General features: G+C 62.2%; 7 protein-coding genes. 1 reads left to right on the top strand and 6 read right to left on the bottom strand.

All coding sequences use genetic code 11. The features are described from left to right. The first annotated feature begins 63 nt into the window (after positions 1–63). Complete coding sequence (locus AAE021_RS01405; RefSeq protein ID WP_342023916.1) at positions 64–267, top strand: hypothetical protein; 204 nt, start codon at positions 64–66, stop codon at positions 265–267. A 444-nt stretch (positions 268–711) separates the two neighbouring features. On the opposite strand, the gene tuf is transcribed toward AAE021_RS01405, so the two are convergent. The 6 genes from tuf to rpoB all read right to left on the bottom strand — a co-directional run bounded on the left by tuf (position 712) and on the right by rpoB (position 13,218). Beyond that, entirely contained in the window at positions 712–1,902 is a 1,191-nt protein-coding gene (gene tuf / locus AAE021_RS01400; RefSeq protein ID WP_227892319.1) for an elongation factor Tu, read from the bottom strand. Between the two features lie 224 nt (positions 1,903–2,126). Then, positions 2,127–4,241 carry an elongation factor G gene (gene fusA, locus AAE021_RS01395; protein WP_342023915.1) on the bottom strand — a complete coding sequence of 705 codons (2,115 nt, stop codon included), beginning with the start codon at positions 4,239–4,241 and terminating at the stop codon, positions 2,127–2,129. Positions 4,242–4,356: 115 nt separating this feature from the next. Further along, positions 4,357–4,827: a 30S ribosomal protein S7 gene (gene rpsG / locus AAE021_RS01390; RefSeq protein WP_104052741.1), complete on the bottom strand. Its 471-nt coding sequence runs from the start codon at positions 4,825–4,827 to the stop codon at positions 4,357–4,359. Position 4,828: 1 nt separating this feature from the next. Beyond that, a complete protein-coding gene (rpsL, locus tag AAE021_RS01385; RefSeq protein ID WP_104052742.1) occupies positions 4,829–5,203 on the bottom strand; it encodes a 30S ribosomal protein S12 in 375 nt (124 codons plus the stop codon). Positions 5,204–5,729: 526 nt separating this feature from the next. Continuing rightward, on the bottom strand, positions 5,730–9,620 hold the full coding sequence (locus AAE021_RS01380; protein WP_342023914.1) for a DNA-directed RNA polymerase subunit beta': 3,891 nt from the start codon (positions 9,618–9,620) through the stop codon (positions 5,730–5,732). A 97-nt stretch (positions 9,621–9,717) separates the two neighbouring features. Continuing rightward, complete coding sequence (rpoB, locus tag AAE021_RS01375) at positions 9,718–13,218, bottom strand: DNA-directed RNA polymerase subunit beta (protein ID WP_342023913.1); 3,501 nt, start codon at positions 13,216–13,218, stop codon at positions 9,718–9,720. Between the last annotated feature and the right edge of the window lie 441 nt (positions 13,219–13,659).

Genomic DNA, 13,659 nt, shown 5'->3' with positions numbered 1-13,659 from the left:
GCCGAGGGGCGAGGTGGAGCCGGAGGGCTGAACGGGGCCGGTGGACCAAGCCGTGTCCCGGCGTTGGGCGCCGGCGGGACGCTGGGCGGTGCGCTGGCCGGGACGCTGGGCGGTGCGCTGGCCTGTGTGCTGATCGGTGGCGGGCTGCTAAAGGAAGTTGGGGCACCTGTCGGTGCGGGGGCACCCCCTGCTGTGGGGCCAGCCACCCGGGCCGGCGTCTCCATCCGCTCCCCCGAACCCGCAGCAGCTGCAGCGGCGCTGCCGTAACCGGCCCGAAACCCGTCATCATAGGCCCGGGAGAGGGCATCGGCGGCGGCCGCGGTAAGGGCGCCGTCGGCAGCTGCGGACCGTCGGGACGAAATACCGCTCCGGCAGAACCACCCGATGGCAAATCCGATACCCGCAAAGACGAGCACCACCACCGTTATCAACGCGCCCATGTCTTCAGTAACCCCCCGGTAAAAGAATGCAGCCTGGTCCACATCCTAGGCGTGGCGGGGGTCTTGACTGGTCACCGGCGCGCATTGTGGACAACACCATCCGGAGACAGCCCCTGTGGAGGAAGCAGTGGAACCGCCGGGAAAGCCATCCCGCGGGGAAGCGGCCGTTATAGCAAGAAGTCCCCGCTGCCTGTGGCAGCGGGGACTTCTTTTCAGTTCGTGACCGGCCGCTGGGGCCGGCAACTCACTAAAGATTCAGCAAGTAAGGAAATTACTTGATGATCTTGGTGACACGGCCTGAACCAACGGTGCGGCCGCCTTCGCGGATAGCGAAGCCGAGGCCTTCTTCCATGGCGATGGGCTGGATGAGCTCAACGGTCATCTCAGTGTTGTCGCCGGGCATAACCATTTCCGTGCCCTCGGGCAGGGTGATAACGCCGGTTACGTCCGTGGTACGGAAGTAGAACTGCGGGCGGTAGTTCGAGTAGAACGGGTTGTGGCGTCCGCCTTCATCCTTGGACAGGATGTAGACGTTGGCTTCGAAATCGGTGTGCGGGGTAATGGAACCCGGCTTCACGATAACCTGGCCGCGCTCTACGTCTTCGCGCTTGATGCCGCGGAGCAGGAGACCACAGTTCTCGCCTGCCCAAGCTTCGTCAAGCTGCTTGTGGAACATCTCGATACCGGTAACCGTGGTCTTCTGGACCGGACGGATGCCGACGATCTCGACCTCGGAGTTGATGGCGAGGGTACCGCGCTCGGCGCGGCCCGTGACAACGGTTCCACGACCGGTGATCGTGAAGACGTCCTCGATCGGCATCAGGAACGGCTTGTCCTTGTCGCGGATCGGGTCCGGCACGTTGTTGTCAACGGCGTCCATGAGCTCTTCGACGGAAGCAACCCACTTCGGGTCGCCTTCCAGAGCCTTGAGGCCGGAGACGCGCACGACGGGAGCGTTGTCGCCGTCGAATTCCTGGGAGCTCAGCAGTTCGCGAACTTCCATTTCAACGAGGTCCAGAAGTTCCTCGTCATCGACCATGTCGGACTTGTTCAGTGCGACCAGCAGGTAGGGAACGCCAACCTGGCGGGCGAGCAGAACGTGCTCACGGGTCTGTGCCATCGGACCGTCGGTAGCGGCAACCACGAGGATTGCGCCGTCCATCTGAGCTGCACCAGTGATCATGTTCTTGATGTAGTCAGCGTGACCGGGGGCGTCTACGTGTGCGTAGTGGCGCTTCTCGGTCTGGTACTCGATGTGCGAGATGTTGATGGTGATACCGCGCTGGCGCTCTTCAGGTGCAGAGTCGATAGCAGCGAAATCGCGCTTTTCATTCAGATCAGGGTACTTGTCAGCAAGTACCTTCGAAATGGCAGCGGTCAACGTCGTCTTTCCATGGTCAACGTGACCAATGGTGCCGATGTTGACGTGCGGCTTAGTCCGCTCGAACTTTGCCTTCGCCACGGGTTCCTCCTAGAAAGGTTGAAGACTCAATCTTCAACAGCGCTTCTCGCTGCTGAAACTGATGTAAGTCTACTGGGGGCTGTTTATTTGATGAAATTGCCGTTTTTCCGCAGCAGCCTGGCGAGGCCGCTCAGTTTGGCTATGCAGCGGGCTTCCGGCCGAAGCCATGGCCCGCTGCACACGGTGCGGTGTTCCGAAGTTCCCCCGGAACACCGACCAGGGTTTTATTCGCCGCGCACCTTCTGGATGATCTCGTCGGCTACTGCCTTCGGGACCTCTGCGTAGCTGTTGAACGACATGGAGTAAACGGCACGGCCCTGCGTCTTTGAACGCAGGTCGCCGATGTACCCGAACATGCCGGACAGCGGAACGTGGGCGCGGATGACCTTGACGCCTGCGGCGTCTTCCATGGACTGCATCTGGCCGCGGCGGGAGTTGATGTCACCGATAACTTCACCCATGTATTCCTCAGGGGTGCGGACTTCAACATCCATCAGCGGTTCGAGCAGCACAGGGTTCGCCAGGCGGGCGGCTTCCTTGAAAGCCTGTCGTCCGGCGATCTTGAACGCCATTTCCGAGGAGTCAACATCGTGGTAAGCACCGTCAAGCAGGCTTGCCTTGATACCGACCACGGGGTAACCGGCGAGTACACCCTCGGTGAGGGCGCTCTGGATACCCTGATCAACGGAGGGGATGTATTCACGCGGAATACGGCCACCGGTGACCTTGTTGGCGAACTCGTAGAATACGCCTTCCGACGTATCCAGCGGCTCGAGAGCGATCTGGACCTTTGCGAACTGGCCCGAACCACCGGTCTGCTTCTTGTGCGTGTAGTCATGCTTGGCCACAGCGCGCTTGATGGTTTCGCGGTAAGCAACCTGGGGCTTGCCCACGTTTGCCTCGACGCGGAATTCGCGGCGCATGCGGTCAACCAGGATGTCCAGGTGCAGCTCGCCCATACCGGCGATGATGGTCTGGTTGGTGTCCTCGTCGAGGGAGACCTGGAAGGTCGGGTCCTCTTCCGAGAGCTTCTGGATGGCCGTGGAGAGCTTCTCCTGGTCACCCTTCGTCTTCGGCTCGATGGCCACGGAAATCACGGGCTCCGGGAAGCTCATGGATTCCAGCACGATCGGGTTCTGAAGGTCGCACAGGGTGTCGCCCGTGGTCGTGTCCTTCAGGCCGATTGCCGCGTAGATGTGGCCCGTCGTGATCTCGTCAACCGGGTTTTCCTTGTTGGCGTGCATCTGGAAGAGCTTTCCGATGCGCTCCTTCTTCTGCTTGGTCGCGTTCATGACCTGGGCGCCGGAAGCAGCGTGACCGGAGTACACGCGGATGTAGGTCAGACGTCCGAAGAACGGGTGCGTCACAACCTTGAACGCCAGGGCCGAGAACGGAGCGTTGGCATCTGCGGCGCGTTCGAGGATAACCTCTTCGTCGCGGATGTCGTGGCCCTTGATGTTCGGCACGTCAAGCGGGTTCGGCAGGTAGGCAACGACGGCGTCAAGCATCGGCTGTACGCCGCGGTTCTTGAACGCGGAGCCGCAAAGCACCGGGTATACCAGCGAGTTGATGGTCAGGTGGCGGATGCCGGCCTTGATTTCCTCGGTGGTGAATTCTTCACCTTCGAGGTACTTGTCCATCAGCTCGTCGCTGGCCTCGGCAACAGCCTCGATCAGCGCAGCGCGGTACTCTTCTGCCTTTTCCTGAAGATCGGCCGGGATGGGCTCGATCTCGTACTTGGCGCCCATGGTGACATCACCCTTGGAGTCGCCGCGCCAGGTCAGGGCACGCATTTCGACGAGGTCGACAACGCCCTCAAAGTCGCTCTCGGCACCGATGGGCAGCTGGATAACCAGCGGCTTGGCGCCAAGGCGGTTGATGATGGTGTCAACGGTGAAGTAGAAGTCAGCGCCGAGCTTGTCCATCTTGTTGACGAAGCAGATGCGCGGAACGTTGTACTTGTCAGCCTGGCGCCAAACAGTCTCGGACTGCGGCTCCACGCCTTCCTTGCCGTCGAAGACAGCAACGGCGCCGTCGAGCACGCGCAGGGACCGCTCAACCTCGACAGTGAAGTCAACGTGACCCGGGGTGTCGATGATGTTGATCTGGTTGTTGTCCCAGTAGCACGTGGTAGCTGCGGAGGTAATGGTGATACCCCGCTCCTGCTCCTGTGCCATCCAGTCCATGGTGGACGCACCGTCGTGAGTCTCACCAATCTTGTGGTTGACACCGGTGTAGAACAGGATGCGCTCGGTGGTGGTGGTCTTGCCGGCATCAATGTGGGCCATGATGCCGATGTTGCGGACCTTATTCAGGTCGGTAAGCACGTCAAGTGCCACGGTTTCTCCCTTATTTGGTGTTTGCCGGTTCGACTGCGTTTATCTGCTTCGGGCCCCGCACCCCGCCTCAGCGGGATACAGGGCCTTCAGTAGCGGCCGCCGTCGGCCAGGCTTATTACCAGCGGTAGTGGGCGAAGGCCTTGTTGGATTCGGCCATCTTGTGGGTGTCTTCGCGGCGCTTCACTGCAGCACCGAGACCGTTGGAAGCATCCAGGATCTCGTTGCGCAGACGCTCGGTCATGGTCTTCTCGCGGCGGGCCTTGGAGTAGCCAACCAGCCAGCGCAGAGCCAGTGCAGTTGCACGGCCCGGCTTGACCTCGACGGGAACCTGGTAGGTGGCGCCGCCAACGCGGCGGGACTTAACCTCAAGGCTCGGCTTGATGTTGTCCATGGCCTTCTTCAGGGCTGCAACGGGGTCTCCCCCGGTCTTTTCCTGAGCGCCGGCGAGTGCACCGTAAACGATGCGCTCTGCGGTGGACTTCTTACCGTCAACGAGAACCTTGTTGATCAGCTGAGTGACCAGAGGGGAACCGTAAACGGGATCCAGAACTAGCGGCCGCTTGGGGGCCGGACCCTTGCGGGGCATATTACTTCTTCTCCATCTTCGCGCCGTAACGGCTGCGAGCCTGCTTGCGGTTCTTGACACCCTGGGTGTCCAGTGCGCCGCGAACGATCTTGTAACGAACACCGGGCAGGTCCTTCACTCGACCGCCGCGAACGAGGACGATGGAGTGTTCCTGCAGGTTGTGGCCAACACCGGGGATGTAGGCGGTTACTTCGATGCCGCCGTTGAGGCGCACGCGGGCAACCTTACGGAGCGCAGAGTTCGGCTTCTTCGGGGTGGTGGTGTACACGCGGGTGCAAACACCACGGCGCATGGGGCTTCCCTGAAGGGCGGGAGCCTTGGTCTTGGAGACCTTGGGTGACCGGCCCTTGCGGACCAGCTGCTGAATCGTAGGCACTTTCGTGTTCTCCGTTTTTTCTCGAGATAAGTTCTCTTGGTTGCACCGCCCCGCTGTCAGCTGTCGGAACAGCCGAGGCGACGCGCTTTAAGTCGTCGTTGCCGCAATGCCTCGATAAGTTCCGATACTCTCGCCGAAAGCGACCGTAGGCGTGCAAAAGTGTGGCATTCGTTGCACAGGAACCCTGCAACCCGGAAACAGGCCCGCTCCACGAAGCTCCCGAGGGATTTCGTGACCGTCCTTCATCCACTGCCACACAAACAATTGATATTCAGTCTATCAGACTTAATCCCCGCCTACCGCCGATGCGCCCGAGATCACACTTCGGACTGCCGGCTGTGAAGGCATCTGCTGTGCGGCTGCTGCTGCGGGCGTTCCTGCACCGCCTCCTTCAAGCCTACTCCTTTCGGCGTGGCCTGCGGGCCCAGCCCGGCATGGTCGGGGGTTAACGCGGAAGGTCCCGCACCAAACGGTGCGGGACCTTCCCCTACTGCCGCCGGGACATGTCCGGCATCAGCGTTGCAGGTTAGCGGAAGTCGCTGCCCATGTCGTAGTCATCCAGGGGGATGGCGTGGAACTCGGGGCTCAGACCGCCGTCAACTCCGGCGTAGTCGAAGTCGCTGAAGGCGCTCGGGCCGGTGAACAGATTGGCCTTTGCTTCTTCGGTCGGCTCGACAGTGACCTCGGTGTAACGGGGCAGGCCCGTTCCGGCCGGGATCAGCTTACCGATGATGACGTTCTCCTTGAGGCCGAGCAGCGGATCGCTCTTGCCTTCCATGGCCGCCTGCGTCAGGACGCGGGTGGTTTCCTGGAAGGAAGCAGCGGACAGCCAGGACTCGGTTGCCAGCGACGCCTTGGTGATACCCATGAGCTCGGGACGGCCTGAAGCCGGCTTCTTGCCCTCGGAAACCACGCGGCGGTTCTCGTTCTCGAAGCGGCGGCGCTCGGCCAGCTCACCCGGGAGGAGATCCGAATCGCCGGACTCAATCACGGTCACGCGCCGCAGCATCTGCCGGACGATGACTTCCACGTGCTTGTCGTGGATGCCTACACCCTGGCTGCGGTACACGCGCTGGACTTCGTCCACCAGGAATTCCTGTGCCTTGCGCGGGCCGAGGATACGGAGGATCTGCTTGGGATCCACCGCACCGAAGACCAGCTGCTGGCCAACCTCAACGTGGTCGCCGTCGGCAACCAGCAGGCGGGCACGGCGCAGTACCGGGTACGCGATTTCCTCGGAGCCGTCATCGGGAGTGACAACCAGACGCATCTGGCGGTCGGACTCTTCGATGGTGACCCGGCCCGCGGTCTCGGAGATCGGAGCTACACCCTTGGGGGTACGTGCTTCGAAGAGCTCCTGGATACGGGGCAGACCCTGGGTGATATCTTCCGCGGAAGCAACACCACCGGTGTGGAAGGTACGCATGGTCAGCTGGGTACCCGGCTCACCAATGGACTGTGCGGCGATGATGCCGACGGCCTCGCCAATGTCCACGGTCTTACCCGTGGCCAGGGAGCGGCCGTAGCACAGTGCACAGGTTCCGACGGCGGACTCACAGGTGAGTACGGAGCGGACCTTGATGTCCGTGACGCCGGCTTCGAACAGCTTCGCGATGAGGACGTCGCCCACATCGTCGCCGCCCTTGGCCAGGACATTGCCCTGTGCGTCGGAGACGTCGGTGGCCAGCGTACGGGCGTACGCCGAGTTCTCTACCTCTTCGTGCAGCTGCAGTTCGCCGTTGGAGTCCGGAACCGCGATGGTGACGTTCAGGCCGCGCTCGGTGCCGCAGTCTTCCTCGCGGACAATGACGTCCTGGGAAACGTCCACCAGACGACGGGTCAGGTAACCCGAGTTGGCGGTACGCAGAGCGGTATCGGCGAGACCCTTACGGGCACCGTGGGTGGCGATGAAGTACTCCAGCACCGACAGGCCCTCGCGGTAGGAGGACTTGATCGGGCGGGGAATGATCTCGCCCTTCGGGTTTGCCACCAGGCCACGGATACCGGCAATCTGCCGGACCTGCAGCCAGTTACCACGGGCACCGGAAGACACCATGCGGTTGATGTTGTTTTCCTTGGGCATGTTCGCACGCATGGCCGCGGCAACTTCGTTGGTTGCCTTGTTCCAGATGTCGATGAGCTCCTGGCGGCGCTCGTCTTCAGCGATCAGGCCCTTGCCGTACTGGCTTTCAACCTTGGCAGCCTGTGCCTCGTAAACCTCCATGATGGCCGGCTTGTCGATCGGCGCGGAGATGTCGGAGATGGCAACGGTAACGCCCGAGCGGGTGGCCCAGTAGAAACCGGCGTCCTTCAGGTTATCCAGCGTTGCCGCCGTCATGACCTTCGGGTAGCGCTCCGCCAGGTCGTTCACGATGGCGGACAGCTGGCCCTTGTCTGCAACCTTCTCAACCCACGGGTAGTCCGCCGGCAGGGTCTGGTTGAAGATGACCTGGCCGAGGGAGGTCTGGATGAGGGCGGGGGTGCCTTCTTCCCAGCCTTCCGGAGCCGGACGGTCAGCGGAAGGCACGAAGCCTTCCAGGCGCATGCTGACCTGAGCGTTCAGGTCAAGCTCACCAAGGTCGTACGCCATCAGGGCTTCGGACGGGGTCGTGAAGAACCGTCCTTCGCCTGCGGCGCCTTCCTTCTTGGTGGTGAGGTGGTGCAGGCCGATGATCATATCCTGCGAAGGCAGGGTTACCGGCCGGCCGTCCGAGGGCTTCAGGATGTTGTTCGAGGACAGCATCAGGATGCGTGCCTCGGCCTGGGCCTCCGGGCTCAGCGGCAGGTGAACTGCCATCTGGTCACCGTCGAAGTCAGCGTTGAACGCGCCACAAACGAGCGGGTGCAGCTGAAGGGCCTTGCCCTCAACGAGCTGCGGCTCGAAGGCCTGGATACCCAGGCGGTGCAGGGTGGGTGCACGGTTGAGCAGCACCGGGTGTTCGGTGATGATCTCTTCCAGCACGTCCCAGACCTGCGGACGGAAACGCTCGACCATGCGCTTGGCGCTCTTGATGTTCTGCGCGTGGTTGAGGTCAACCAGGCGCTTCATCACGAACGGCTTGAAGAGCTCCAGCGCCATCTGCTTGGGCAGACCGCACTGGTGCAGCTTCAGCTGCGGGCCAACGACGATAACGGAACGGCCGGAGTAGTCAACGCGCTTACCCAGAAGGTTCTGGCGGAAGCGGCCCTGCTTGCCCTTGAGCATGTCGGACAGTGACTTCAGCGGACGGTTGCCCGGTCCGGTGACCGGACGGCCGCGGCGGCCGTTGTCGAACAGGGAATCAACGGCTTCCTGGAGCATGCGCTTTTCGTTGTTCACGATGATCTCGGGGGCACCGAGATCCAGCAGGCGCTTCAGGCGGTTGTTGCGGTTGATCACGCGGCGGTACAGGTCGTTGAGGTCGGACGTTGCGAAACGTCCGCCGTCGAGCTGGACCATCGGGCGCAGTTCCGGCGGGATCACCGGGACGGCGTCCAGGACCATGCCCAGCGGGCTGTTGGTCGTGGTCAGGAATGCGTTGACAACCTTCAGGCGCTTCAGGGCACGCGTCTTGCGCTGGCCCTTGCCGTTCTGGATGATGTCGCGCAGCAGCTCGGACTCGGCCTGCATGTCGAAGTCCTCAAGGCGCTGCTTGATGGCTTCGGCACCCATGGAGCCTTCGAAGTACAGACCATAGCGGTCGCGCAGTTCACGGTAGAGACCTTCGTCGCCCTCGAGGTCGCCGACCTTGAGGTTCTTGAAGCGTTCCCAAACCTGCTCGAGGCGCTCGATGTTGTTGTCGGCGTCGCGGCGGACCTTGGCCATCTGGCGGTCGGCGGAGTCGCGGGCCTTCTTCTTGTCCGCTGCCTTGGCGCCTTCTCCCTCGAGGCGTGCAATCTCGCCTTCGAGGTCCTTGGCGATGGCGGCGATGTCCGAGTCGCGCTGGTCGACGAGGTGCTTGCGCTCCAGGTCGTGCTCAGCCTGCAGGTTCGGAAGTTCCGCGTGGCGGTTTTCCTCGTCCACGGAAGTGATCATGTAGGCGGCGAAGTAAATGACCTTTTCGAGGTCCTTCGGCGCCAGGTCCAGCAGGTAGCCCAGGCGGGACGGAACACCCTTGAAGTACCAGATGTGGGTCACGGGAGCGGCGAGCTCAATGTGGCCCATGCGCTCGCGGCGCACCTTGGCACGGGTGACCTCGACGCCGCAGCGCTCGCAGATGATGCCCTTGAAACGTACGCGCTTGTACTTACCGCAGTAGCATTCCCAGTCGCGGGAAGGTCCGAAGATCTTTTCGCAGAAAAGACCGTCCTTCTCGGGCTTCAGGGTTCGGTAGTTGATGGTTTCCGGCTTCTTGACTTCGCCGTAAGACCAGCCGCGGATTTCATCCGCAGTGGCAAGGCCGATACGCATGAGGCCGAACGTGGAATCGTTGGACATGGGTCCCTGTTCTCTCTTGTTCTCTAAATCTGAATGTCTCGGGTACGGGAAGGGGCTGGCGGAGGCCGGCCCGCGTAAAGCGGACCGGCCGGCGCTGCTAAACCTCTTCTACGGAGCTGGGCTCTGCGCGGGACAGATCGATACCCAGTTCTTCCGCGGCCCGGAAGACTTCTTCATCCGAGTCACGCATTTCAATCGTGTTGCCCTCGGTGGAGAGTACTTCCACATTCAGGCAGAGCGACTGCATTTCCTTGATGAGCACCTTGAAGGACTCCGGAACGCCGGGCTCCGGGATGTTCTCGCCCTTGACGATGGCCTCGTAGACCTTCACGCGGCCGTGGATGTCATCCGACTTGATCGTCAGCAGTTCCTGCAGCGTGTAGGCGGCGCCGTACGCTTCCAGGGCCCAGACTTCCATTTCGCCGAAGCGCTGGCCGCCGAACTGTGCCTTACCACCCAGCGGCTGCTGCGTGATCATGGAGTACGGTCCGGTGGAGCGTGCGTGGATCTTGTCATCAACAAGGTGGTGCAGCTTGAGGATGTACATGTAACCCACGGAGATGGGCTCCGGGAACGGCTGGCCGGAGCGGCCGTCGTACATCCGGGCCTTACCCGAGGCGCCGATCAGGCGGTTGCCGTCACGGGTCACGTTGGTGGAGTCGAGCAGTCCGGTGATTTCATCTTCACTGGCACCGTCGAACACCGGGGTGGCAACCGTGGTGGGACCGGATTCACGCGGCAGTTCCGGCAGGTTCTTGACCCAGTCGGGGTTGCCGTCGATCTTCCAGCCCTGCTTGGCAGCCCAGCCAAGGTGGATTTCCAGGACCTGGCCGACGTTCATTCGACCCGGAACACCCAGCGGGTTCAGGACGATGTCAACGGGGGTTCCGTCTTCCATGAACGGCATGTCTTCGATCGGGAGGATCTTGGAGATGACGCCCTTGTTACCGTGGCGGCCGGCCAGCTTGTCGCCGTCCGTGATCTTGCGCTTGTGTGCCACGTAGACGCGCACCAGCTGGTTTACGCCCGGGGGCAGCTCGTCGTCGTTGTCGCGGTCGAAGATGCGGACACCGATGACCGTGCCGGACTCGCCGTGGGGAACCTTCAGGGAGGTGTCGCGGACTTCGCGGCTCTTCTCGCCGAAGATGGCGCGCAGCAGGCGCTCTTCCGGGGTCAGTTCCGTTTCACCCTTGGGGGTGACGCGGCCTACCAGGATGTCGCCGGCTTCAACCTCGGCACCGATGTGGATGATGCCGCGCTCGTCCAGCTGGGAGAGCACTTCCTCCGACACGTTGGGGATGTCACGGGTGATTTCCTCGGCACCGAGCTTGGTGTCGCGGGCATCAACTTCGTGCTCCTCGATGTGGATGGAGGTCAGGACGTCGTCCGAGACCATGCGCTGGGAGAGGATGATCGCATCCTCGTAGTTGTGGCCTTCCCATGACATGAATGCCACGAGCAGGTTCTTACCCAGTGCCAGCTCGCCCTGGTCCGTGGAGGGACCGTCGGCGATGATGCTGTTGACCTCGACGCGTGCGCCTTCGGACACCAGGACCCGCTGGTTGTACGCGTTGCCCTGGTTGGAGCGCGCGAACTTCATGATCGGGTAGTTGGACTCGGTGCCGTCGTCGTTCATGACGGTGACGAGCTCAGCGGAGACCTCGGTGACGACGCCGGGCTTGGCGGCGGTGACGGAGTCGCCGGCGTCAACGGCTGCATACTTCTCCATGCCGGTACCCACGACGGGGCGCTCGGAACGGAGCAGCGGCACGGCCTGGCGCTGCATGTTCGCACCCATGAGGGCGCGGTTGGCGTCATCGTGTTCCAGGAACGGGATCAGGGCGGTGGCCACCGAAACCATCTGGCGCGGGGAGACGTCCATGTACTCCACGCCGTTGGGCTCAACGAGCACGGGCTCGCCGGAACCGCCGCGGGCACGGACGAGGACGAGGTCCTCGGCGAAGTGCTGGTCTTCGCGCAGCGGAGCGTTTGCCTGGGCAATGGTGCGCTCCACCTCGTCGTCGGCGGTCAGGTAATCAACCTGGTCGGTGACGACGCCGTCGATGACCTTGCGGTACGGGGTTTCGATGAAACCGAAGGCGTTGATCCGGGCGTAGGACGCCAGCGAACCGATGAGGCCAATGTTCGGGCCTTCAGGTGTTTCGATGGGGCACATGCGGCCGTAGTGCGAGGGGTGGACGTCTCGGACTTCCATGCCTGCGCGGTCACGGGACAGACCACCCGGGCCCAGCGCGGACAGGCGGCGCTTGTGCGTCAGTCCGGCGAGCGGGTTGTTCTGGTCCATGAACTGCGAAAGCTGGGAGGTTCCGAAGAACTCCTTGATCGCTGCCACGACGGGGCGGATGTTGATCAGCGTCTGCGGCGTGATGGCCTCGACGTCCTGGGTGGTCATGCGCTCACGCACAACGCGCTCCATGCGGGACAGACCCGTGCGGATCTGGTTCTCGATGAGCTCACCGACGGCGCGGATGCGGCGGTTGCCGAAGTGGTCGATGTCGTCAACCTCGACGCGGATGTCGACGTCTTCGCCGTTGCGCTTGCCCGGAACGGTCTTCTCGCCGGCGTGCAGGGCCACCAGGAACTTGATCATGGCAACGATGTCATCGTTGTTCAGGACCGATGCGTCGGAGTCCGTCAGCGGCTTGTCGATGCCCAGCTTGCGGTTGATCTTGTAACGGCCAACCTTGGCCAGGTCGTAGCGCTTCGGGTTGAAGTACAGGTTGTCCAGCAGGGTCTGGGCAGCCTCGACCGTGGGCGGCTCGCCCGGACGGAGCTTGCGGTAGATGTCCAGCAGGGCATCCTCGCGGGTTTCCGTCGGGTCCTTCTCGAGGGTGGCGCGGATGGAATCGTACTCGCCGAAGGTCTCGAGGATCTGGCCTTCGGTCCAGCCCAGGGCCTTGAGCAGAACGGTGACGGACTGCTTGCGCTTGCGGTCAAGGCGGACGCCAACCTGGTCGCGCTTGTCGATTTCCAGTTCGAACCATGCACCGCGGGAAGGAATGATCTTCGCGGTGTAGATGTCCTTGTCACTGGTCTTGTCCGCGGTGCGCTCGAAGTAGGCACCCGGCGAACGGACCAGCTGGGAAACAACAACACGCTCGGTGCCGTTGATGACGAACGTTCCCTTGTCGGTCATCAGCGGGAAGTCGCCCATGAACACGGTCTGCTGCTTAATTTCGCCCGTGTTGTTGTTCATGAATTCGGCTTTAACGTACAACGGGGCCGAGTACGTGGCGTCCCGGTCCTTGCACTCAGCCATGGTGTACTTCGGGTCGGCAAATTCCGGCTCGGTGAAACTCAGGGACATGGTGCCCTGGAAGTCCTCGATCGGGGAGATTTCCTCGAAGATGTCGGCCAAGCCGGAGGTGGTGGCAATGCCCTGTTCCCCGGTCTGCTTGGCCTTTTCGACGCGCGCTTTCCAGCGTTCGTTGCCGACGAGCCAGTCAAAGCTGTCGGTCTGCAGGGCAAGAAGATTGGGAACGTCAAGAGGTTCGTGAATCTTTGCGAATGAAATCCGGGGAGCGATGTTCTCCGGGATGTTAGCGGTTGCATTATTAGAGGTGCTCGAGGCGACCAAGAGGGATCCTTCCACAGACCTTCAGGCGTGTTTCGCGCCTCCTTCTCTGCACAGAACGGACCTGGTCCGCGTGCGTCCTTGCATCCCGCCGGGCGCGCGAAACGCTGCCAGGCACAGGACAAAGCCCACCGCTATATGAAGGCTGAAGGTTAAGAGAGGGAAGCAAATATTAACTATAGGGCATTATGGGCAGACAAGTCTACCCGGCGCCGCAACCCTGCTTGGCTCGACCCGCCGGTCCGGTTGATGTGATTGTCGATTTCATTCGACCACCGGATCCGTGGAACGGGGAGCTACAGGCAACACCGGCGCACCGCTGACGCATCGGATACCAATATCTTAGCGCACGATGTCCGGATTGTGCGTGCCAGCGGTGTGCAGGGCCTCATTCCGGCGTGACGCGGCTCTCCCCCGCCCCCGGCCGTTGGCGTACCCTTATTC

The organism is Arthrobacter citreus, assembly GCF_038405225.1.
Classification (GTDB): domain Bacteria; phylum Actinomycetota; class Actinomycetes; order Actinomycetales; family Micrococcaceae; genus Arthrobacter_B; species Arthrobacter_B citreus_A.
This window is presented reverse-complemented; position numbering and strand designations above follow the sequence as displayed.